The organism is Bradyrhizobium barranii subsp. apii (assembly GCF_011516635.5).
Taxonomy (GTDB): Bacteria; Pseudomonadota; Alphaproteobacteria; order Rhizobiales; family Xanthobacteraceae; genus Bradyrhizobium; species Bradyrhizobium barranii.
Window position 1 is genome coordinate 5,162,920 of sequence record NZ_CP096255.1, and the last position, 22,122, is coordinate 5,185,041.

The following is a 22,122-nucleotide window of genomic DNA, read 5'->3' on the forward strand; positions in this document are numbered from 1 at the left end:
CCTCAATTGACGGGGAGAGAGCCGCGCCAGGCGGCTCGGTTCGGCGCTTCGGAGCGGTTCGGGCACTTCCCGTTCAGAAAGGGTTTTCCGCAATGAATTTCCGTTACTTGGCCGCGTCCGTCCGGCCGCGCGGGCGACTTTTCGCCCTGTTGACGGCGACGGCGTTGGTCGTCCCGTTTGCTGCTGAGGCCCAGGCTCCCGCGCCGGCCCCCGGCGCGCCTGCCGCGCCCAAGGCGGCCCCGAAAGCCGCGCCGAAGGCTGCCCCCAAGGCTCCGGCACCGGCTGCCCAGGCTCCCGCCCAGCCGGCTCCCGCGCAGGGCGCTCCGGCGCAGCAGGGCGCCGCGGCCCAGCCGGCCGATCAGCAGATCCAGCTGATCTACGCCCCCTGGACCAAGTTCTGCCTCAAGGGCCAGGACGCCAACGCCAAGCAGGTCTGCTTCACCGGCAAGGACGGCCGTATCGAATCGGGCCAGCCGGTCATCGCGGCCGTGATCATCGAGCCGGAAGGCGAGCCCAAGAAGATCCTGCGCGTGACGCTGCCGCTCGGCATGCAGCTCGTGCACGGCACCCGCATCATCGTGGACAACAATGCGCCGTTGCAGAGCCCCTACGTCATCTGCTTCCAGAATGGCTGCATGTCCGACTACGAGGCCACGCCCGAGCTCATCGGCAACATGAAGAAGGGCCAAAACCTCGTTGTCCAGGCGATCAATGCCAACGGCGCACCCTTGACGCTGCCGCTGCCGCTCGCCGGCGAATTCCAGAAGGCCTATGACGGTCCGCCGACCGATCCGAAGGTGTTCGAGGAAACCCAGAAGAAGCTTCAGGAAGAGCTTCAGAAGAAGGCCGACGAGCAGCGCAAGAAGCTCGAGCAGAACGGTGGCGCGCCCGGCGCGGCTCCGGCCGGTCAGAAGTAAGCGGGCTAAAATCCCGGACATGAAAAAGGCGCTCGGTTCGAGCGCCTTTTTTGCTGGCCGCTTGATGGCGGCAAAACTCAGTTCAAGCGCGCTGGCTCAGTTCAGCGACGGATTGCGCGGGCGATAGCCGCCGGTTTTGTCCTTGATGAAGATCTCCGCAACCTGGGAATGGCGGATCGGCTCGCCGGAATCGTCAGGCACCAGATTCTGCTCGGAGACATAGGCGACGTATTCCGACTCCGCGTTCTCCGCGAGCAGGTGGTAGAACGGCTGGTCCTTGTGAGGCCGCACCTCTTCGGGAATCGACAGCCACCACTCCTCGGTGTTGTTGAATTCCGGATCGATGTCGAAGATCACCCCCCGGAACGAGAAGATCCGGTGGCGAACGACCTGTCCGATCTGGAATTTGGCGGTCCTCGCTTTAATCATTCCCCGTCGATAGACCAGGATTGTGGCCGATGCTAGTGCCCTGACCTGGAATTGACCTTCGACTAAGGGGTGGATAGCCCCCAAATCTTCAGAAAACACTTCATCAATGATCGATATCCTCAATCTGGCGCTACCTTATTTCGGCTTGATCTTTGTTGGATTCGCTTGCGGCAAGGCCAAGTCGCTACCGGAATCAGGCCTCGCCTGGATGAACTTCTTCCTGCTCTACGTGTCGCTGCCGGCGCTGCTGTTCGCGATCATGTCGAAGACGCCGTTTGCGGAATTGAACAACCCGCCGTTCCTGGTCGCGACCACGCTGTCGACGGTTGCGGCATTCACCCTGGCGCTGGTCGTGGGCAAGGTTCTGGGACGGCTGACGCTGCGCGAGGCGACGCTTGCGGGCCTCTCCGGCGGCTATGGCAATATCGGCTACATGGGGCCGGGGCTGGCGCTCGCTGTGCTTGGACCGAAGGCCTCGGCGCCGACCGCGCTGATCTTCTGCTGCGACAGCATCTTCCTGTTCACGATCGTGCCGCTGCTGATCGAGCTCTCCGACCGCGACCATCCCTCGCTGGTCCATGCCTTAGGCGTGGTGCTGAAGCAGATCGTGCTCAACCCGCTGATCATGTCGGCCTGCTTTGGCGCGGCCGTGGCGGCGCTTCATATCGAGCTGCCGGTCGCACTCGATCGCACCATCACGTTCCTTCAGAACGCAGCCGCACCGACCGCGCTGTTCGTGCTCGGCGTGACCGTGGCGCTCCGCCCGTTCAACCGGGTGCCGTGGGAGGTGCCGGGCGTGATCGCCGTGAAGCTCTTGATCCACCCGCTCGCCGCGTTCGGCCTGATGCTGGCGTTCGGACCGTTCGCGCAGCCCTGGGCCGCGACCGCCGTGCTGATGGCCTCGCTGCCGCCGGCGCTCAACGTGTTCGTGATCGCGCGGCAGAACGACGCCTGGATCGAATCCGCCTCCGTCGCGGTGCTGCTCGGGACCTTCGCGTCAGTGGTCACTCTGACCAGCGTGATGTGGGCGATCCAGACTGGCCGGCTGGCGTTTCCGTAAGCGAGCCTACCGCCGCCACGTCGGGGTCAGGCCCTCGCGCATGGCGAAGCGCCGCAGCGGGCCGATGGCGCCGAGCAGGTGCATGCCGACCGCGCGGACCGGCTGGAGCGGCAGGAAGTCGTTGAGCAGGGAGCGGTTGGCGATGTCGATCGCAAACGTGCGGCTCAGAATATCCGGACGCCGCGCCCGGTCGTAGCGCTTGAGCACGTCGGGCGCGCCGGGATCCTGGCCTGCAGCGATGGCTTCGCCCGCGAGCCTGGCGATATCAGCGGCATCGCGCAGACCAAGGTTGAGGCCCTGGGCGCCGATCGGCGGGACCACATGGGCGGCTTCGCCGACCAGCGCGATGCGGTCGCGCCCGAAGGATTTTGGACGTTCGATCGCCAGCGGGAATAGGTTGCGGCCCGGCTCGACCGTCATGCGTCCCAAAATGGAATGCGACTGCTTCTCGATCGCGCCGGACAGCTCCGCGTCGCTCAAGCCGCGAAGCCGCTCGGCCTCGGCGGGGGCCGAGACCCAGACGATGCTGGAGCGGTCGCCGGGCAGGGGCACGAACACGCAAGGGCCATGCGGCGTGTGGAACTCGGTCGAGACGTTGCGATGCGGGCGCGCGTGGCCGACGTTGAAGGTCAGCGCGGTCTGCGTCAGGTCGCGTCGCGTCACCGCGATGCCGGCGGCTTCCCGGCACAGCGAGTGCCGGCCGTCGGCGCCGACCACGAGCCGGGCCGAGAGGAATTCAGCGGACGCCGTGCGGATCGCGACGTCGTCGGCTTCGATGACGACGCTTTCGGCCTCGTCATCGCAACGGACGAGGTTGGGCAACTCGGCCGCGCGTTCTTCCATCGCCAGCATCAGCGAGCGGTTGTCGATATTGTAGCCGAAGGCGTCGAGCGCGATTTCGTGGCAGGAGAAACGGACCTCCGGCGCCCGGAACAGCCGGCCGGTGTCGTCGGCGAGGCGCATGATTTCGAGCGCGGCCGCCTTGCCCTTGCAGCGCGGCCAGACGTCGAGGCTCTCCAGGAGATCGATGGAGGCGCCGAGCAGGGCGGTGGTGCGGTTGTCGGCGTAGGGCATGCGCCGCGCCACCAGCGCGGTCCGCGCGCCGGCCTGCGCCAGTGCGATGGCGGCCGCCAGTCCCGCCGGTCCGCCGCCGATCACGGCCGCGTCATGGAGTGTCGATGCATCTGTCATGGAACGACAATTGACATGCTGCGCGGCAAATTCAAGCCCGGCTATATTTCCTTGATTTTATGGCGAATTGTGCGACCGCGCGCCGCAATGGCGGATGTGCAAACCGGTCTCATTCTGATAGCAGAAGCCATGGATACCCAAGAGGATTCCCTGAAGCCGAGACCGGCGATCCGCGCCGCGGCCTTCTCGGTCCACATCTTCACCGCATTCGGCGCGGCCATCGCGCTGCTGGCGATGCTGGAGGCCGTGCGCGAGCATTGGGCTGCGATGTTTCAGTGGCTGGGCGTTGCCCTGATCATCGATGCGATCGACGGGCCGATCGCCCGCCTGCTGAAGGTCAAGGATGTGCAGCCGAACTGGTCGGGAGACGTGCTCGATCTCGTGGTCGACTTCGTCACCTATGTGTTCGTGCCGGCCTATGCGATCGTGGCGAGCGGGCTGTTGCTGCCGGTGGCCGCGCCGCTGCTCGGCATCGCCATCATCGTCACCAGCGCATTATATTTCGCCGATCTGCGCATGAAGGCGGACGACAATCATTTCCGCGGCTTTCCGGCGCTGTGGAATGCGGCGGCGTTCTATCTGTTCCTGCTGCACTGGCCGCCGCTGGTATCGACGCTGCTGGTCGCGGCGCTTGTCGTGCTGACCTTCGTGCCGTTCCACGTGCTGCATCCGGTGCGGGTGGTTCGGCTGCGCTGGCTGACGATGTCGCTGATCGCGATCTGGGCCGTGCTCGGCCTCTATGTGCTGGAGATGGATTTTCGCGTCGGCACCGGCGTGACGATCGTGCTCTGCGCCATCGCACTCTGGATCAGCTTCAGCGACGCCTTGATCCGCCTGGCAAGATCCTTCGCATGATGCACCTCCTCACTAGTCCTGAAGCCTGGGCCGCGCTGCTCACCTTGACCGCGCTCGAGATCGTGCTCGGCATCGACAACGTCATCTTCCTGTCGGTGATCGTCTCGCGCATCCCCGAGAAGCAGGCCCACCGCGCCCGCCAGATCGGGCTCGCGCTGGCGCTGATCTTCCGCATCATCCTGCTTAGCCTGCTGGTCTGGCTGATCGGCCTGACCGCGCCGGTGTTTTCGTTTTCAGGTTACGGCTTCTCCTGGCGCGATCTCATCCTGATCGGCGGCGGCCTGTTCCTGATCGCCAAGGCGACGCACGAGATCCACGCCGAGGTCGAAGCCGATGACGGCGAGGGCGATCGGGAGTCCGGAGGCAGCGCGTTCTTCTGGGTGATCGTCCAGATCATCGTCATCGACATCGTGTTCTCCCTGGACTCGATCATCACCGCGATCGGCATGGCGCAGGACATCGAGATCATGATCGCGGCGGTCGTGATCGCCTGCCTGATCATGTACATTTCATCGGGGCCGGTGTCGCGGTTCGTCGCGGAGCATCCGACCACCAAGATGCTGGCGCTGGCGTTCCTGGTGCTGATCGGCGTCGCGCTGGTCGCGGACGGATTCCAATTCCACATTCCGCGCGGCTACATCTACTTCGCAATTGCGTTCTCGGCGGCGGTGGAATTCTTCAACGTGCTGGCGAAGCGCAACCGCAGGAAAGTCCGCAAGTCGTCCGTTTAGCCGTTCCAATCTGGGTCGAGTTGACAAGGCGGGCGCGATGTCTTTCGCTCAGCGGCGAGAAGACCGAGAGGAGGTCAGGTGATGACCAAAGCCGTCCGTGTGCACAAGGTCGGAGGCCCCGAAGCCCTGGTCTATGAGAGCGTCGATGTCCCGGCGCCGGCTTCCGGCGAGGTGCGCATCCGCCAGCATGCGGTCGGGTTGAACTTCATCGACGTCTATTATCGCACCGGCCTCTACAAGGCGCCGGGGCTGCCCTTCATCGCCGGCAACGAGGCCTCGGGCGAGGTCATCGCCGTCGGGCCCGGCGTGACACATTTCCATCCCGGCGACCGCGTGGCCTACTACCACAATCTCGGTGCCTATACCGGCGAGCGCAACATCCCCTGGGAGAAGCTGGTCAAGCTGCCCGACCACATCACGCACGAGCAGGGCGCCGTGCTGATGCTGAAGGGGCTGACGGTCTGGTATCTCCTGCACAAGACCTTCAAGGTCGAGCCGCACCATCGCGTGCTGATCCATGCCGCGGCCGGCGGCATCGGCCTGTTGGCCTGCCAATGGGCGAGGGCGCTTGGCGCGCACGTCATCGGCACCGTCGGCTCGCGCGAGAAGGCGGAGCTTGCGGAGGCAAATGGCTGCGACCACGTCATCCTCTACAACGAGGAGGATTTCGTCGCGCGCGTGAAGCAGATCAGCCGCAACGAGGGCTGCGACGTCGTCTATGACGGCGTCGGCAAGGCGACCTTCCCGGGCTCGCTGTCCTGCCTGAAGCCGCGCGGCATGTTCGTCTCGTTCGGCAATGCCTCGGGGCCCGTGCCGCCGTTTTCGATCGCCGAGCTCAACAATCACGGCTCCCTGTTTGCGACGCGGCCGAAGCTCAACGACTACGTCGGCACGCGCAAGGAGCTGCTGGAAGGCGCCGACACGCTGTTCGCCGCCGTCATCAACGGCAAGCTGCACGTGCCGATCAACCACGCCTACGCGCTCAAGGACGCCGCCAAGGCGCATATCGATCTCGAAAGCCGCAAGACCACCGGCGCGTCGATCCTGAAGCCGTAGTCTCTCGTCATCCTCGGCTCCCGAGTCCCGGACGCGCCGCAGCGTGAAACGCTGCTGCGCAGAGCCGAAGGGGCGCTGCGCTGCGTCCGGGGCACGAGACTGGCCTCACGCCACCCGTCTTGCCGCGCCGGCCCTGGTCAAAATCCCGTCGAGACAATCGATCATCTCGACGATCTCGGCCCGCGTGACGTTCAGCGCCGGCATGAAGCGCAGCGTGTCGAGCTGCGGCGCGTTCAGGAGCACGCCGGCCTCGAACGCCTGCGCGACGATGCCTGGCGCGATCGGCAGCTTGAGGTCGAGCGCGAGCAGGAGGCCACGTCCCCGGACGCCGCCGAGGCCGTGCCGGGCCGAGACCTTCTGCAACTCGCTTTCGAGCAGCAGGCCGGTCTCGGTGACCGTCTTCAGGAAGTCGGGCTTGCTGATCTCTTCCAGCACCGCGAGCCCTGCCGCGCACATGATCGGGTTGCCGTTGAAGGTCCCGCCTTGATCGCCGTGCTCGAAGCAGGAGGCACGTTCGGTTGCCAGCAGGGCTGCGAGCGGCACGCCACCGCCGATGCCCTTGCCAAGCGTCATGATGTCGGGCGCGATGCCTGTGTGCTCGTAGTGGAAGAGTTTTCCGGTCCGGCCCATGCCGGTCTGGATCTCGTCAAAAATGAGCAGCAGGCCGTGCGCTTCGGTGAGCGCGCGCAGTTCCTTCAGGAACTGATCGGTTGCGGGCCACACGCCGGACTCGCCCTGGATCGGCTCCAGCATCACCGCGACGGTGTTGTCGTTGATCAGCTCCTCGACCGAGGCGATGTCGTTCAGCTTCGCCTTCTTGAAGCCGGCGACCTTCGGCTCGAACAGCGGTTCGAACGCCTTCTTCCCCGAGGCCGACATCGTCGCCAGCGTCCGGCCGTGGAAGCCGCCTGCGAAGCTGATGATATCGAACGCGCCGTTCCTGTGCAGGCTGCCGTATTTACGCGCGAGCTTGATCGCGCCCTCGTTGGCTTCCGCGCCCGAGTTGGCAAAGAACACCTGGTCGAACGCGCTGTTTGCGACAAGCCGCTCGGCAAGCTTCAGGCTCGGCTCGTTGTAGAACGCCGGGCTCGGCGTCAGCAGCCGCTTGGCCTGCGCGGAAAGCGCATCGGCGATCGCGGGCGGGGAGTGACCGAGGCAGTTCACGGCCCAGCCCTGCACGAAATCGAGATAGCGCTTGCGGCTGTCGTCCCAGAGGTAGGAGCCGGCGCCGCGGACGAACACGGCCTTGGGCCGTGCGGTGATGTCCATCAGCGCGTCATACGGATGCGTGGTCATGTCGAACTCCTGTGGGGACGGGGGTGGAAAAGGGGCGCAAAAAGCAGAAAGGCCGCACCTTGCGGGTGCGGCCTTTCTCGAAAACTCGGCTGAATTCAGTGGTTCAGCGGCGTCGTCGGACATGGCGCACCCTCTCGTCGTCGCGGAAGCGACGGCGGAGCATTTCGGTGCGCTGATGGGTCCGAGCGTTGATCATGGGGCGGGTCCCTACAGCCGAAGGGCAGGGCTTGTCAAGCGGGCGTTTTGAAGAACACCCGTCCGGCGTGCATCGGCGAGATGGGAGCACGTCACTGAACGCAGTAGCGCGCAAAACTGTCCGCGATGCCGGCGTTGATTGCCTTGGCGGCCGCGATGTCTTGCTCAGCGCCTTCGCTGTCGCCCTTCTTTCGCTTCGCCAGTCCGCGGCCGTAGAGGGAGCCGTCGAGCTCAGGCTTTGCGCTCAGCGCCGCGTCGTAATCCGCAATCGCCGCGTCGAGATTGCCGAGCTTCAGATACGTGAGGGCGCTGCTGTCCAGCGTATAGGGGTCGTTGGGAGCCATCCGCAGCGACTGCTCGCAATCGGCCAGCGCCTCCTGCAGGCGGCCAAGGATCGCACGCGTCATGCAACGCGAATTGAACACGCCCGGATAGCTCGCATTGGCCTTGATCGAGCGATCGTAATCCTCCAGCGCCTGCGCATAGTCGTGGGTGTCGAAATACATGTTCGCGCGCGCAAAGAAATCGCGATCGTTGTTCGGACTGAGCTGAAGCGATTTTGCGAAGTCGGCCAGCGCACGCGCACGGTCGCCGCGGTCGCGGAAGACTCGTGCGCGGTTGCCGTAGGCCGGGCCGTAATTCGGGTCGAGCTTGATCGAGAGATCGAAATCCGCCAGTGCGCGAGCGTCGTCGCCATGGTTGCGATAGGCAGTGCCGCGATTGAAATAGGCCAGCGCAAATTTAGGGTCGAGCTTGATGGCCTGATCGTAGTCGGCCATCGCATGCTCGTAGTCGTTCTTGTGGATGTGGGAATTGCCGCGGTTGTTGTAGTAGAGCGCGTCGCGGGAATTCAGCCGAATCGCGCGCGTGTAGTCGGCAATGGCGTGGTCGGTGTCGCCGAGATCGTCATGGGCGATGCCGCGATTGTACCAGAGGTCGGCGTCTTTCGGATCGAGATCGATGGCACGGTTGAAGTCCGCCAGGGCACGCTCCGTGTCGCCTTTTCGCCGAAACATCTCGCCGCGATTGGCCAGCGCCCGCACATTCGAGGGATCGGCCTTGAGCACGGCCGAGCAGCCGGCGATGCGCTGGTCCTCGCGGTCCCCGTCGTCGTCGCTATAGCACCATTGGCGTGCCTGCGCGGCTGACGGCGATCGCGCGGTGGCGGGGGCGGACAGGGCGAACACGGCCATTGCGATGCCGATCGCAGACAGCTTGAAGAGAATCCTTGACGTTTCAGTGTGTTTCATTGTTTTCCACATCGAAACCATTGCGCCTCTAGCGCGTTTGTGATCGAAGGACGCGACTTGGTTCGAACCGAATGCATCACGGGTCAGACCAAGAAGGCGGGACCAACCAGATAGTTTGAAGACCTTGTCCGATACGCCTTACCCGATCGACCTCGACAGCATTCGCGGCGCGTTTCCGCCGGGCATCGAGGCGCCATCCCTGCTGGTCGACTTTGCCGATTGGCTGAACGGGCGCCCCTGGGGCAGCGTCGGCCGTTTCTCCCTGCAAGGCCAGTTCTCCGATCAGGCGCCGATCTTCGACGGCAGTCCCTTGCGCGACAGGTTTTCACTGTTCATGCGGCTGCCGGATGGCTCGGCCGTCGGCGGCTGGTATGGCGCGGGTCTTGATCGCGACAATCCGCCGATCGTGGGGCTGGGCTCCGAGGGCGATTACGAGCTGCTCGCGCCGAGCCTCGACGGCTTGCTGGCGAAGCTGACGTCGCAGCAATTTGACAAGGCCTGGAGCGATCTCAAGCCGCATGACGAGGTCGAGTGCCAGACCGACGAGCTCGCGAAATGGCTTGCCGGGCAGCCGATCGGCGACAAGGCGGCATGTGACGACGGCGCCGCGGAGCTTCCCGATTTCCGCGGCTTCGTGGAAAAATGGAGCCGGGATCGCGAAGACTATTGGGCCAATCATCGCTTGATGGCCGAGCTCGGCTGGCGGCTCGCCGCGCATCTGCCCAAGGGCAAGAAGCCCTGGGACAAGACCCGCTTCGAGGTCGCGATCGTCGGCAAGCAGTACGAGGCCCGCGTCCTGACCCTCGGCCCGCAGCCGTTCGAGGAGGCCGCCTCGATCGAATCGCTGCTGCGCGATCTGCGCGAGGAGATGCGCAAGGCACAGCCCGAACTCGGGCTGTGGCACGCGATGAAATTCGGCCTCTATGTCGACGGCCGCGTCATGCCGAACTTCGAATACGATGTGCGTCCGATCATCGGCGGCGAGCCGGCGCAGCTCTCCGAAGCAAAGGCCGATCTCGCGCGCGCCCCGCGCCCGGAGCGGTGGGTGCCGAAATGGCTGGCGTGACGGAACACCGTCAGAATCCCGTCACGGAGCCGTGCAATCAGGTTGCTGATTGAATTAGCTTCTCGTCGGGGTAGTTCGCTGATGCGCGGCCTTTGTCACCGGTTGATTGTCGCGATCCTGCTGATGTCAGCGGCCTCGGCCGCGGACGCGCAAACCGAGCTCGTGGAAAGCGCCGTTGCCGACCTTCCGATCGTGCTGGCCACCGATCCCGCGCTCACGCGGCCCCACGTGATCACACCGGACGAAAAGAAAAACAGCGATGAGGCCGATGCTGGCGGCGTTATTCTCACCTACGTTTTTGAAACGAAGCTTCGCCTTCGGTCGGAGAGGTACTTCCTGGTTGTCTGCAGCTCCGGCGGTAGTGCCGACTACAATTGCGTATTTAACCTGATTGGAGGCGCGGGCGATCTCTATCAAGACCAGATCGAAGGCCTCCGATTCGAGATACCCGGCGACGGTTGCGTCTACGCCTCCGGTCACGTCAATACGATGTTCGACCATCGACGCAAGTACTGCCTTGACGACGACCGGTTGAAGGAGGTTAACCAGCCGTTTCATTACGTCGGCCTCAAGTCAAAGACGCTGCATGACTTGACGTTCTATTTCGATAAGGCTGCGACGAATGCGGTCGGCACCATTCCGAAGGGTGAGTTCGTTGAGGTGCTCGTCGCAAGCGACCGACGTGAGGAGGACTCGTCCGAGCGCTACCATTTCCTCGTTCGGAACAAGAATGGACTGACTGGTTGGGTCAGTCTGGCCGGAGGTCAGCAAGCGGAAGACATCGAGGGAATCTTTTTTGCCGGCGACTAGTCGCGTCGAACCGGTATTCTTCTGCTGTCGTGCCATCTTGACCTCGCGGGAACGGCACCTTCGATCCCCCTTGCGATCCCCCTTGACTTAGAGTGCGCTCGAAGGGGTATCTGTACGTGCGTCAGTACGAGAACGGGCAAACATGAAGATCGGCGACCTCGCAAAACGAACCGGCTTGTCGACGCACACGTTGCGTTATTATCAGCGCGTCGGGCTGCTGCCATACGCAGACCGGGATCGTTCCGGCCAGCGTTACTTTGACGCATCGATCCTCACATGGATCGCATTCCTCGGTCGGCTCAAGACCACGGGAATGCCGATCCGGGACATGTTGCGTTATGCGGCGCTTCGTGATGAAGGCGATGCCACCGGGCCAGCCCGGCGGCAGATGCTGGAAATTCACCGGGAACAGGTTCGCACGCAGATTGCCGAACTCCAGGAATGCCTGCTCGTCCTTGATACCAAGATCTCCGGTTATGCCGGCGATGAACAGAGGACGAAGGAAAATGACGCACGCCCAAACACAAGCCGAAAGCCGCTTCGATCGCGGCCAGCGGGCCCTGTCACGCATTGACGGCCGAGCCGGCGAAAAGGTCGTCGCCTCACTCGCCGACATCGCTCCGGATTTCGCACGATACGTGATCGAGTTTCCTTTCGGCGACATTTACAGCCGCCCGGACCTCGGCCTGCGCGATCGAGAGATCGCGACGATCGCCGCGCTGACGGCGCTCGGAAATGCCGCGCCTCAGCTCAAAGTGCATATCGAGGCGGGTCTGAACGTCGGGCTGTCTCGCGACGAAATCGTGGAGATCATCATGCAGATGGCCGTCTATGCGGGCTTCCCGGCGGCGGTGAACGGGCTGTTCGCAGCCAAGGAGGTGTTTTCCGCGCATGACGGACGGCAGGCATCGGGAGAAGCGACATGACGAACTTCGAATACGTTGTGCGCCCGACCATCGACGGCGAGCCCGCCAAGCTGACCGAAGCCCAGGCCGATCTCGCCCGCGCCCGACGCCCGGAGCGCTGGGTGCCGAAATGGCTGGTTTGACGGAGCTGTAGCCCAGCGACGGTCTGCTCCCTGCAAGCTTGAGGCACAGAGGCTTCCACAGCGTCATGGCCGGGCTTGTCCCGGCCATCCACGCATTGCCCAGTGGCACGAAGAACGTGGATGCCCGGGACAAGCCCGGGCATGACGACCTTCTTCATATCCGGTTGCAGCGACCCGCAAGAGAGGTGACGCGATCGTTGGCGCCGTCAGAACCCCGCGACGCTGCCGTGCAGGTCGTATTGGTCGGCGCGCTCGATCTTTGCGGTGACGATCTCGCCGACGCGCAACGGGCGGCGGCTGGAGAGATAGACCGCTCCGTCAATCTCGGGCGCGTCGGCCTTGGAGCGGCCTTTTGAAGCCGTCGGGCCGACCTCGTCGATGATGATCTGCTGGCGCGTGCCGACCTTGCGCTTCAGCCGGCGCGCGGAGATCTTCTGCTGGCGGGCCATCAGCGCGTTGTAGCGCTCCTGCTTGATCTCTTCGGGCACGGGGTTCTCGATCGCATTCGACGTCGCACCGGCAACCGGCTCGTATTTGAAGCAGCCGAGGCGATCGATCTCGGCCTCATCCAGCCAGTCGAGCAGATAGGCGAAATCGGCATCGGTCTCACCGGGGAAGCCGACGATGAAGGTCGAACGCAAAGCGAGATCGGGACATTCCTCGCGCCAGCGCTTGATCCGCGCCAGCGTCTTGTCCTGTGCTGCGGGGCGCTTCATCGCCTTCAGCACCTCGGGGCTTGCATGTTGGAATGGGATGTCGAGATAGGGCAGCACCTTGCCCTCGTTCATCAGCGCGATGACTTCGTCGACATGAGGGTAGGGGTAGACATATTGCAGCCGGACCCACGCGCCGAGTTCGCCGAGCTCGCGCGCGAGGTCGAGGAATTTGGCGCGGACCTGGCGATCCCTCCACGGGCTCTCGGCGTATTTGAGATCGACGCCGTAGGCCGAGGTGTCCTGCGAGATCACCAGCAGCTCCTTGACGCCGGCACCGACGAGGCGCTCGGCCTCGCGCAGCACGTCATTGGCCGGACGCGAGACGAGATCGTCGCGCAGCTTCGGGATGATGCAGAAGGTGCAGCGGTTGTTGCAGCCCTCGGAGATCTTCAGATAGGCATAGTGGCGCGGCGTCAGCTTGATGCCCTGCGGCGGCACCAGATCGAGATGCGGATTGTGGGCGGGCGGCAGCGCGCGATGCACGGCGTCCAGCACGCTCTCATATTGCTGCGGGCCGGTGATGGAGAGCACGCCGGGATAGGCTTGCTCGATCTGCTCGGGTTCCGCGCCCATGCAACCGGTCACGATCACTTTGCCGTTCTCGGCCATGGCCTCGCCGATCGCCGAAAGCGATTCCTGCTTGGCACTGTCGAGGAAGCCGCACGTATTGACGATGACGATGTCAGCCCCGTCATGCTTGCGGGCGAGCTCGTAGCCCTCGGCGCGCAGGCGCGTGATGATGCGCTCGGAATCCACCAATGCTTTGGGACACCCGAGCGACACGAAGCTGACCTTGGGCGCAGCCGTCTGATCCATATCCAAATCTGCCTGATTGACAGGCCTGAGCTAGTCCCAATTGCCCATAATTACAACCCTTTGCATCGCCCTCCGGCATGCTATGGATGAATCGCTTGACGTGAGTGGGACATGAGCGCCGAACAGTCGCCTAAAATCGTGATTGTCGACGAAAGCCCGATCCGGGCTGCGATCCTCGAGGAGGGGTTGCGCGAGGCCGGATTCACGCAGATTGTCCATATCCGCGAGATGCAGAGCCTGCTTGCCCGTATTTATGCGGTGGACCCTGATATCATCCTGATCGATCTGGAGAACCCCAGTCGCGACGTGCTGGAGGCGATGTTCCAGGTCAGCCGCGCCGTGAAGCGGCCGATCGCCATGTTCGTGGACCAGAGTGATTCATCCTCGATCCAGGCCTCTGTGGAAGCGGGGGTCTCCGCCTACATCGTCGACGGGCTGAAGAAGGAGCGCATCAAGCCGATCCTCGACCTCTGCGTGTCCCGCTTCAACGCCTTCGCAAAACTCCAGGAGGAGCTGGAGCGCACCAAGTCGCAGCTCGAGGACCGCAAGATCATCGAGAAGGCGAAGGGAATTTTGATGAAGGTCAAGGGCCTCACCGAGGACGAGGCCTACGTGCTGCTGCGCTCCACGGCGATGCGCGAGAAGAAGAAAATCGGCGAGATCGCGCAGTCGATCATCACCGCGTCGGAGATGCTGAAATGACCGGTCCCCTCCGCATCGGGTTCATCCCGCTGGTCGACGCCGCCGCCCTGATCGTCGCCGTCGACAAGGGCTTTGCCGCCGCCGAAGGGCTCGAGGTCGAGCTGGTGCGCGAGGTCTCCTGGTCCAACGTGCGCGACAAGCTCAATATCGGCCTGTTCGACGCCGCGCATCTGCTGGCGCCGGTGGCGATCGCGTCCTCGCTTGGGCTCGGCCACGTCAAGGTGCCGATCGCGGCGCCCTTCAACCTCGGTATCAACGGCAACGCGATCACGGTCTCGCCGGCGCTCCATGCCGCGCTGATGGAGGAGATCGACGGTGACCGCTTCGATCCGCTTGTCACGGCGAAAGCGCTGGCGAAGGTCGTCGCGAAGCGTCGCAAGCTAGGTGCCGATCCGCTGACCTTCGGCATGACCTTCCCGTTCTCGACCCACAATTACCAGCTGCGGTTCTGGATGGCGGCGGCCGGCGTCGATCCGGATGAGGATGTGCGTCTCGTGGTGCTGCCGCCGCCCTACATGGTCGATAGCCTCGCCAATGGCCATGTCGATGCGTTCTGCGTCGGCGCGCCCTGGAACTCGGTCGCGGTCGATCTCGGCATCGGTCACATCCTGCATTTCGTCTCCGACATTCTCGTGCGCGCGGCTGAGAAGGTGCTGGCGGTTCGCCAGGTCTGGGCCGACAAGCATCCGGATGTGGTGGCAGCGCTGGTGCGCGCGGCCGTGAAGGGCGCCGAGTTCATCGAGAACCCCGCGAACCTGTCTGAGGCGGCGCGGATCCTGGCGCAGCCGGAACGGATCGGCGTCGATGCCGAAGTTATCCAGCGAACCCTCACGGGGCGCCTGAAGATTTCTCCCGACGGCACCCTCCGCGAGAGCGGTCGCTATCTCCTGGTCGGACGCGAAGGGGCAGGGCGCCCCGATCCGGTTCAGGCGGCCTGGCTCTATGCGCAGATGGTGCGCTGGGGGCAAACGGCGTTGACGCCTGACGGCGTCAAGACGGCGATGGCCGTGTTCAGGCCCGACCTCTACGACGCAGCCCTCGGTCAGCAATCGCCCGCTGAAGCCCCCGCGGCGTTCGGGGCATTTGCGGGCCCGGCCTTCGATCCCGGCAACATCCGGGGGCATCTGGAGGCCTTCGAGGTCGGACGCTGGAAGGCCTGATTCGGTCCTGCATCGTTTTTGGGCGGAAGAGATCATCGGCTAAACTTTGGGCTGCCTGCTCGAATTTCATGAGAGTTCCGGACCGCGATTTTCCGGGCTCGTCTGTATCCATCTGAAATCAAAGAAATTTTCATTTCATTGAAGCTGGCACGCAACTTGTATGTTGCAGTGCGGCCAGCTTGTCACAGACGCCTGCTGAGCCAAGTCCCGCAGCAACGAAGCTGACCGGACCGTTGGGTGCGCAGCCGGCTTCTTGAGCCAGCCGAGTTCCTCGCGGGTCGCGCAATTTTCCGTCGATGCCACCCGGTGGCTGCAGGAGCTTCGTTACCGACCATGAAAATCGATACGCTCTCAGTCGACTTCTCCGACGAGCAGAAACGCTATCTCGAAGGCTTCACGACCGGTTTGCAGATCAGCCGGGTCGGTCGCGGTCTCGGCGGCAGCGCCAGCAAGGCCAATACCGAGGCCACGGGCCCCGACGCCGTCCACATCAAGGCGCAGGACAAGGTCATCGCAGCTGGCAAGAAGCTCGCCGACCAGGAGAAGTTCAAGCGCGACGAGCATCCCTTCGATGCCTATCCGCGACTGCGGCAGCAGGCGCTCGACAACGCGCCGCCGAGCCCGGCGGACAATTTCCGCTGGCGCTATTACGGCATCTTCTACGTCGCGCCGACGCAGGACTCCTACATGTGCCGGCTGCGCATCCCGAACGGCATCATGAAGCACTGGCAGCTGTCCGGCCTTGCCGATCTCGCCGACGATCTCTGCGGCCCGTACAGTCACGTCACGACGCGGGCCAATCTCCAGCTCCGCGAGATCCCGCCGAAGAACGCGATCAAGCTGATCGAGGGCATCCAGGACCTCGGCCTGTGCTCACGCGGCTCCGGCGCCGACAACATCCGCAACGTGACGGGGACGCCGACGGCCGGCATCGACCCGCAGGAACTGATCGACACGCGCCCCTATGCGCGTGAGTGGCACTACCACATCCTCAACGACCGCTCGCTCTACGGCCTGCCGCGCAAGTTCAACGTCGCCTTCGACGGCGCCGGCAGGATCGCGGTGCTGGAGGAAACCAACGACATCGCCTTCACCGCGTTCGAGGTGAAGGACGGTTTTGGCGTCGAGCCCGGAATCTGGTTCCGCCTTGGTCTCGGCGGCATCACCGGCCACAAGGACTTTGCAAAATACTCCAACATCATCGTCAAGCCGGAGCAGGCCACCGCCGTCGCCGACGCCATCGTGCGCGTGTTCATCGATCACGGTGACCGCACCAACCGCAACAAGGCGCGTTTGAAATACGTGCTCGATGCCATGGGCCACGACGGTTTCCTTAAACTCGTCGAGGAGCGGCTGAAGACCCCGTTCACGCGCGTGCCGGAAGAGGCGTTTGCGCCGCGGCCAGCCGCGGACCGCATGGCGCATATCGGCGTGCACAAGCAGAAGCAGGACGGCTTGAACTGGATCGGCGTCTCGCTGACGCTCGGCAAGATCAGCTGCGATCAGATGCGGGGTTTGGCCAAAGTGGCGCAGGACCTCGGCGACGGCGAGATCCGCCTGACCGTCTGGCAGAACCTGCTGATATCGGGCGTGCGCGACGAGAATGTCGAGCTCGCCATTGCGGCGATCAAGCAGATCGGGCTCGCGGTCGAGGCCTCGCACATCCGCGCCGGCCTGATCGCCTGCACCGGCAGTGCCGGCTGCCGTTTCGCGGCTTCCAATACCAAGCGCAATGCCGCCGAGATCGGCGACTGGTGCGAGCCGCGCGTCGCCATGGACAAGCCGGTCAACATCCACGTCACCGGCTGCCATCATTCCTGCGCGCAGCATTACATCAGCGACATCGGCCTGATCGGAGCGCGCGTGCCGATCAACGACGAAGACACGGTGGACGGCTATCACCTCTTCACCGGCGGCGGGTTCGGTCCCGATGCGGATGTCGGGCAGGAGGTCTATCACGACCTCAAGGCCGAAGACGCGCCGAAGACGGTCGAGGGACTGCTCAAGGCCTATATCGCCCACCGCTCGTCGCCCGACGAGACCTTCCTGTCCTTTGCGCGTCGCCATGACGGCGAAACGCTGCGCAAGCTTGCCGATGCACAGGTGTCCGCATGAACCAGATCACGCCTCCGCCGAAACTCGACATCATTCCCGCCAGCGCCCCGTTCTCCGACGCGCAGCGCTCCTGGCTCAACGGCTTCTTCGCCGGGCTGTTGTCGCCTGATGTGGCCACGCCGCTGTCGGCGGAGCAGGGCGCAGCCGTCATGCAAGCCGGCGACGGCGACGACGGTGAAGCGCCGTGGCACGACCAGACCATGCCGATCGCGGACCGGATGAAGCTCGCCGAAGGCCGTCCCGTGCGCCGCAAGATGATGGCCGCGATGGCGCAGCAGGATTGCGGGCAGTGCGGCTACAATTGCCACGACTATTCGGAGACGATCGCCACCCGCAGCGAAGCACGGCTCAATCTCTGCGTCCCCGGCGGCAAGGAAACCGCGCGGATGCTGAAGTCGCTGTACGAGGAGCTGGACAAGGCGCCGGCGGCCAAGGCGGCCGACAAGGTGGATGCGGTGGCGGCGCCGGCCGTGACGGTGACGATCGCCGAGCCCGGCCGCTCGCGCGACAATCCGATCGCGGCGACATTCCTGTCGCGGCGCCTGCTCAACAAGGGGAAGTCGGAGAAAGAGACCTATCACGTCGAGTTCAATCTCGCCGAGAGCAAGCTCGACTATGTCGTTGGCGATAGTTTTGGCGTGTTCGCACGCAATGAGGTCGGCCTCGTCGATCAGATCATCGCGCTGCTGGGCGCCTCCCACACCACCAAGGTCAACGGCAAGACGTTGCGCGAGGTGCTGATCGACGACGTCTCGCTGTCGCCGGCGCCCGACACGCTGTTCGAGCTGATCTCCTTCATCACCGGCGGCGCGCAGCGCGAGAAGGCGCGGGCGCTGGCACAGGGCGAGGATCCCGATGGCGACGCCGCCACGCTCGATGTCATGGCGGCGCTCCAGAAGTTTTCGGGCACGCGGCCGCATCCGGAGGCCTTCGTCGAGGCGCTGGAGCCGCTCCAGCCGCGGCTGTATTCGATCTCCTCCTCGCACAATGCGACGCCCGGAAAGCTGTCGCTGACGGTGGACTCCGTGCGTTACGTCATCGGCAAGCGCAAGCGGATCGGCGTGGCCTCGACCTTCCTCGGCGAACGCATCGCCGAAGGCGAAAAGCTCAAGGTCTATGTGCAGAAGGCACACGGTTTCGGCCTGCCGCAGGATCCGAAGACGCCTGTCATCATGATCGGCCCCGGCACCGGCATCGCGCCGTTCCGCGCCTTCCTGCTCGACCGCAAGGCGACCGGCGCGCCCGGCAAGAACTGGCTGTTCTTCGGCCATCAGCGCAGCGATTGCGATTTCTTCTATCAGGAAGAGCTCAACGCGATGAAGACCTCGGGGCTGTTGACGCGCATGTCGCTGGCCTGGTCGCGCGACGGCGAGAAGAAGTTCTACGTGCAGGACCGCATGCGCGAGGTCGGCCGCGAGGTGTGGACCTGGCTTGCCGAAGGCGCGCATCTCTACATCTGCGGCGATGCCAAACGCATGGCCAAGGACGTCGAGCGCGCGCTGGTCGACATCGTCGCGCAGTTCGGGGCACGTTCTACGGATGAGGCCGTCAGTTTTGTCGCCGAGCTCAAGAAGACGGGCCGCTTCCAGGCTGACGTCTACTAAGGCGCGAGCCGATCAGCGCAAATCGTCCCGGCGGCGCAACCGCCGGACGTCGCGCCGCTGGGCCGCTTCTACTGTGCATGGGGTTGTTTTCGACAATTTTGTTTGGAGGGGGTCTGAATGCCTTCGCCCGACTGTCATCTCACCGTCATTCGGGCCGGTTCCAGCTGGCTCGGATCTTAACGAATAAGATTCTCGGAACCCTCGGGTGCAGAGAATTTGCGCCTGCGACGGGGCGCCTTCAGAGAACCTCCATCGCTATTTTCGCCGCCATCTTGCCTCCTGCCAGGGGTTGATCCTTCATACTCCCACAAATGGGGCGTTGGAGATCGACCATGCGCGAACTATCGGCGGAAGCCAGGCTGCACTTCTACGCGCGCTCGCTCTCGCGTCGGACTGGGGCGAGCATGCACCACGTTGGGCTCTACAGCGCCTTCGCGGTCATCGCGGCGATCGTGTTCGGCACGCTCTCGGTGCACCCGTTCTGATTACGCCCCGCGCTTGAACGGCGCGACCTCGATCCCCGCATCCTTCAACGCCTGACGCAGAGTGCGCGCGATCTCGACGGCGCCGTGCGTGTCACCGTGAATGCAGACCGTGTCCGTGCGCATCTTGATCACCTTGCCTGTCACCGAGACCACCGCGCCGTCCTGCACCATGCGCACCACGCGATCGGCGATCGCCTTGGCATCGTGCAGCACCGCGCCGGGCTTCTTGCGCGAGACGAGGTTGCCGTCGTCCTCATAGGCGCGGTCGGCGAAGACCTCGTGCACCATCGGCAGATTGGCGTCTTCGCCGGCCTTCACCAGTTTTGAGTTGGCGAGCACGACGAAGATCAGGCTCGGGTCGACCGCCCTGATGCCGGCGGCGATCGCCTTGGCCGTCATGTCGTCCTCGCAGGCGACGTTGGAGAGCGCGCCATGCGCCTTCACATGCGTGACCTTGTGGCCGGCGGCGGTCGCAATCGCCTGCAACGCGCCGATCTGGTAGGCGACGAGGTTCTCGATCTCGGAGGCCTTCAGGCCCGCGATCGGATGCCGGCCGAAACCGTGCAGGTCGCGGTAGCCGGGATGGGCGCCGACCGAGACGCCGCGCGCCTTCGCGAGCTCGACCGTCCGGCGCATGATGTCGGGGTCGCCGGCATGGAAGCCGCAGGCGACGTTGACCGAGCTCGCAAGCTCGATCATCGCGGCGTCGTTGCCCATCTCCCACGCGCCAAAACCTTCGCCGAGGTCGCAATTGAGATCGATCGTCTTCATGGGGTGCTCTCCGCCTCTGGTCGTCTTGTCGCTTACGGCTCCGCCGTGACCTGCCAGGTCCCGGCATCCATGGCGCTCACCGCATAGCCCGCGACATTAGCATCGCTGAGCGCCTCGATGTTCAGCTCGACGGTATCGGAATAGCGCAGGCGATCGGGCAGGTTGCGGATGAGTTGCGCGAACTTGCGCGCCTCCTCCTGCGCCTCGGCCATGGTGACCTCGAGGAAGCGGAACGCGGTTCCCGCCGAGGTCTGCGCGAGGCGGCCGACATCGGCCGTGATCACGGTTGCGATCTTCGGATAACCGCCGGACGTGCCGCGATCCATCATCAGCGCGATCGGCGAGCCGTTGCCGGGCACCTGAATGCTGCCGTTGACGGTGCCGTCGGAGACGATGTTGTGGCCATGCAGATGCTTGATCGCCGGGCCCTCGAGCCGGTAGCCCATGCGGTCGGAGGTTGCCGAGATCTTCCACTCGCTGTCCAGGAACAGCGCCTTGTTGGCGTCGTCGAACTCGTCGTCCTGCGGTCCGAGCAGGACGCGGATCGGGCCTGTTGCAGGCTTCGGCAACTCGATGCGCCGCTCGGGCGCGCCGCTCGCGGCATCGACCGTGAACTCATCGCCGGCCTGCAGCGGGCGCGGATAGGGGCTGCCGAGGCCCGCGCGGGCGTTCACCGCAAGGCTGCCGAACACCAGTTCGCCTTTGATCCCGCCTTCGATCGCCAGATAAGTGAACGCGCCGCCGCGGGCAAAGCCCAGCGTCAGCGTCTCGCCGTCCTTGAGCGTCACTGACGTGTCCATGGCCACCGGCTTACCGGCGACGTCCGCATTGCGCGGCGCGCCTGATATCGCGACGCGCACGGCGCCGTCTTTGGCGGTGAACGTGGCGCCGAACGGGCCGATCTCGACCACGGCCGCGAACGGCTCGTTGCCGACCAGCGTGTTCGCTGCCGCCAGCGAAAGCCGGTCCATGGCACCGCTGACCGTCAGGCCGTAGCGCTGCGCGCCGTGGCGGCCGCCGTCCTGAACGGAGCTTGCGGGACCGATGCTGGCGATCACGAGCCGGCTCATGCGACCACCTGCTCGGCGATGATCTCGCCAGCCTCGGCGGCGCGATCCTGTTCCTCGAAGGTCTTGTGGTCGATGGCAAAAAACGTCACGCGATCACCGGGTTCGGTGAGAAAGGTCGGATTCCGGTGGAGTTGATAGGTTCTGACCGGCGTGCGGCCGAGCAGGTGCCAGCCGCTTGGCGCGGCCAGGCACTGGATTCCGGCCTGGATACCGCCGATCGAGATCGTGCCGGCGGGCGTGAACAGCCGCGGGCTCTGTCGCCGCGACATGTGAAGGGATTTGTCGAGGCCGCTGAGATAGGACCAACCCGGGGTGAAACCGATCATGGCAACGCGGTAGTCGCCGGCGATGTGACGGGCGACGATGTCGTCGGGCGTGGTGTTCAGCGCCTTGGCGACATCCTCGAGGTCGATGCCGTGTTCGCCGCCATAGGCGACGGGAATGCGCCAGCGCCGCGCCTTCGTGGCCGGCGGCAGCGGCTGGCTGGCGAGTGCAAGCAGCTTTTCGCCGAGCGCGTCGAAGCCGATCTTGCCGGGATCGTAATGCACCAGCAGCGAGCGATAGGTGGGTACGGTCTCGGTGATACCGTCGATGGGGCTTGCTGCGAGCGCCTTGTCGAGCGCGAGCACGCGCTCGTTGGCGGCGTCATGGTGCGGCTGAATTCGACCGTGACGGCGCTGTCGCCACTGGGCAGAAGGCGGGGCGGGGGAAGCGTCGCGGCCATGAGCTGTCGAAGGGCTGTCGAAATCGGGCTTCTCAGGAAATGCGGGCTCAGCCTT

At 64.5% G+C, this 22,122-nt stretch carries 21 protein-coding genes and 2 pseudogenes; 15 read left to right on the forward strand and 8 right to left on the reverse strand.

The genetic code is table 11. From position 1 onward, the window contains the following. The first annotated feature begins 92 nt into the window (after nucleotides 1-92). Nucleotides 93-917 (forward strand): invasion associated locus B family protein, encoded by an 825-nt coding sequence (locus HAP41_RS24535; protein ID WP_166096620.1) that lies wholly within the window; start codon nucleotides 93-95, stop codon nucleotides 915-917. A gap of 96 nt (nucleotides 918-1,013) precedes the next feature. Here HAP41_RS24535 and hspQ read toward each other — a convergent pair whose 3' ends face one another. Further along, on the reverse strand, nucleotides 1,014-1,346 hold the full coding sequence (gene hspQ / locus HAP41_RS24540; protein ID WP_014495177.1) for a heat shock protein HspQ: 333 nt from the start codon (nucleotides 1,344-1,346) through the stop codon (nucleotides 1,014-1,016). A gap of 106 nt (nucleotides 1,347-1,452) precedes the next feature. On the opposite strand from hspQ, the gene HAP41_RS24545 reads away from it, so the two are divergent. Then, a complete protein-coding gene (locus HAP41_RS24545) occupies nucleotides 1,453-2,406 on the forward strand; it encodes an AEC family transporter (protein ID WP_166096619.1) in 954 nt (317 codons plus the stop codon). A 6-nt stretch (nucleotides 2,407-2,412) separates the two neighbouring features. Here HAP41_RS24545 and HAP41_RS24550 read toward each other — a convergent pair whose 3' ends face one another. After that, nucleotides 2,413-3,597: a UbiH/UbiF family hydroxylase gene (locus HAP41_RS24550; RefSeq protein ID WP_166096618.1), complete on the reverse strand. Its 1,185-nt coding sequence runs from the start codon at nucleotides 3,595-3,597 to the stop codon at nucleotides 2,413-2,415. 87 nt (nucleotides 3,598-3,684) lie between these two features. Here HAP41_RS24550 and pcsA point away from each other — a divergent pair, with 87 nt between their 5' ends. The 3 genes from pcsA (at nucleotide 3,685) to HAP41_RS24565 (ending at nucleotide 6,239) form a co-directional block, all read left to right on the forward strand. Further along, complete coding sequence (gene pcsA / locus HAP41_RS24555) at nucleotides 3,685-4,452, forward strand: phosphatidylcholine synthase (protein ID WP_071917447.1); 768 nt, start codon at nucleotides 3,685-3,687, stop codon at nucleotides 4,450-4,452. Continuing rightward, nucleotides 4,449-5,183 (forward strand): TerC family protein, encoded by a 735-nt coding sequence (locus HAP41_RS24560; protein WP_063983222.1) that lies wholly within the window; start codon nucleotides 4,449-4,451, stop codon nucleotides 5,181-5,183. Before pcsA ends, HAP41_RS24560 begins: the two co-directional genes overlap by 4 nt. Nucleotides 5,184-5,264: 81 nt before the next feature. Continuing rightward, nucleotides 5,265-6,239: a quinone oxidoreductase family protein gene (locus tag HAP41_RS24565; protein ID WP_014495182.1), complete on the forward strand. Its 975-nt coding sequence runs from the start codon at nucleotides 5,265-5,267 to the stop codon at nucleotides 6,237-6,239. Between the two features lie 105 nt (nucleotides 6,240-6,344). Here HAP41_RS24565 and HAP41_RS24570 read toward each other — a convergent pair whose 3' ends face one another. Continuing rightward, nucleotides 6,345-7,535 (reverse strand): acetylornithine transaminase, encoded by a 1,191-nt coding sequence (locus HAP41_RS24570; RefSeq protein WP_135213668.1) that lies wholly within the window; start codon nucleotides 7,533-7,535, stop codon nucleotides 6,345-6,347. Nucleotides 7,536-7,822: 287 nt separating this feature from the next. Beyond that, nucleotides 7,823-8,980, reverse strand: coding sequence for a tetratricopeptide repeat protein (locus HAP41_RS24575; protein WP_224580755.1), 1,158 nt, complete (start codon nucleotides 8,978-8,980; stop codon nucleotides 7,823-7,825). A gap of 124 nt (nucleotides 8,981-9,104) precedes the next feature. On the opposite strand from HAP41_RS24575, the gene HAP41_RS24580 reads away from it, so the two are divergent. The 5 genes and pseudogenes from HAP41_RS24580 to HAP41_RS50070 all read left to right on the forward strand — a co-directional run. Beyond that, nucleotides 9,105-10,046 carry a hypothetical protein gene (locus HAP41_RS24580; protein WP_063986364.1) on the forward strand — a complete coding sequence of 314 codons (942 nt, stop codon included), beginning with the start codon at nucleotides 9,105-9,107 and terminating at the stop codon, nucleotides 10,044-10,046. Between the two features lie 42 nt (nucleotides 10,047-10,088). Beyond that, a complete protein-coding gene (locus tag HAP41_RS24585) occupies nucleotides 10,089-10,856 on the forward strand; it encodes an SH3 domain-containing protein (RefSeq protein ID WP_166096616.1) in 768 nt (255 codons plus the stop codon). Between the two features lie 142 nt (nucleotides 10,857-10,998). Further along, complete coding sequence (locus tag HAP41_RS24590; RefSeq protein ID WP_166096615.1) at nucleotides 10,999-11,430, forward strand: MerR family transcriptional regulator; 432 nt, start codon at nucleotides 10,999-11,001, stop codon at nucleotides 11,428-11,430. Further along, nucleotides 11,363-11,782, forward strand: coding sequence for a carboxymuconolactone decarboxylase family protein (locus HAP41_RS24595; protein WP_014495189.1), 420 nt, complete (start codon nucleotides 11,363-11,365; stop codon nucleotides 11,780-11,782). Before HAP41_RS24590 ends, HAP41_RS24595 begins: the two co-directional genes overlap by 68 nt. Beyond that, nucleotides 11,779-11,904 (forward strand): annotated as a pseudogene (locus tag HAP41_RS50070) (hypothetical protein); the annotation flags it as partial. The gene HAP41_RS24595 and the pseudogene HAP41_RS50070, both read left to right, overlap by 4 nt. A gap of 206 nt (nucleotides 11,905-12,110) precedes the next feature. Here HAP41_RS50070 and rimO read toward each other — a convergent pair. Next, nucleotides 12,111-13,436, reverse strand: coding sequence for a 30S ribosomal protein S12 methylthiotransferase RimO (rimO, locus tag HAP41_RS24600; RefSeq protein WP_166096614.1), 1,326 nt, complete (start codon nucleotides 13,434-13,436; stop codon nucleotides 12,111-12,113). A gap of 111 nt (nucleotides 13,437-13,547) precedes the next feature. On the opposite strand from rimO, the gene HAP41_RS24605 reads away from it, so the two are divergent. From HAP41_RS24605 to HAP41_RS24625, 5 genes are all read left to right on the forward strand, one after another. Continuing rightward, nucleotides 13,548-14,138, forward strand: a complete 591-nt coding sequence (locus HAP41_RS24605; RefSeq protein ID WP_027536156.1) for an ANTAR domain-containing response regulator — start codon at nucleotides 13,548-13,550, stop codon at nucleotides 14,136-14,138. Continuing rightward, nucleotides 14,135-15,298 carry a CmpA/NrtA family ABC transporter substrate-binding protein gene (locus tag HAP41_RS24610; RefSeq protein ID WP_166096613.1) on the forward strand — a complete coding sequence of 388 codons (1,164 nt, stop codon included), beginning with the start codon at nucleotides 14,135-14,137 and terminating at the stop codon, nucleotides 15,296-15,298. Before HAP41_RS24605 ends, HAP41_RS24610 begins: the two co-directional genes overlap by 4 nt. Before the next feature lie 333 nt (nucleotides 15,299-15,631). Then, nucleotides 15,632-17,413: a NirA family protein gene (locus HAP41_RS24615; protein WP_166096612.1), complete on the forward strand. Its 1,782-nt coding sequence runs from the start codon at nucleotides 15,632-15,634 to the stop codon at nucleotides 17,411-17,413. Continuing rightward, on the forward strand, nucleotides 17,410-19,017 hold the full coding sequence (locus HAP41_RS24620) for a sulfite reductase subunit alpha (protein WP_166096611.1): 1,608 nt from the start codon (nucleotides 17,410-17,412) through the stop codon (nucleotides 19,015-19,017). Before HAP41_RS24615 ends, HAP41_RS24620 begins: the two co-directional genes overlap by 4 nt. Nucleotides 19,018-19,349: 332 nt before the next feature. Continuing rightward, nucleotides 19,350-19,502, forward strand: a complete 153-nt coding sequence (locus tag HAP41_RS24625; RefSeq protein WP_014495196.1) for a hypothetical protein — start codon at nucleotides 19,350-19,352, stop codon at nucleotides 19,500-19,502. On the opposite strand, the gene HAP41_RS24630 is transcribed toward HAP41_RS24625, so the two are convergent. From HAP41_RS24630 to HAP41_RS24640, 3 genes and pseudogenes are all read right to left on the reverse strand, one after another. Beyond that, nucleotides 19,503-20,273, reverse strand: coding sequence for a LamB/YcsF family protein (locus HAP41_RS24630; RefSeq protein ID WP_166096610.1), 771 nt, complete (start codon nucleotides 20,271-20,273; stop codon nucleotides 19,503-19,505). Nucleotides 20,274-20,305: 32 nt separating this feature from the next. Continuing rightward, a complete protein-coding gene (locus tag HAP41_RS24635; protein WP_166096609.1) occupies nucleotides 20,306-21,343 on the reverse strand; it encodes a 5-oxoprolinase subunit C family protein in 1,038 nt (345 codons plus the stop codon). After that, a pseudogene (locus HAP41_RS24640) lies at nucleotides 21,340-22,067 on the reverse strand (5-oxoprolinase subunit B family protein). Before HAP41_RS24640 ends, HAP41_RS24635 begins: the two are co-directional and overlap by 4 nt. Nucleotides 22,068-22,122: the final 55 nt, after the last annotated feature.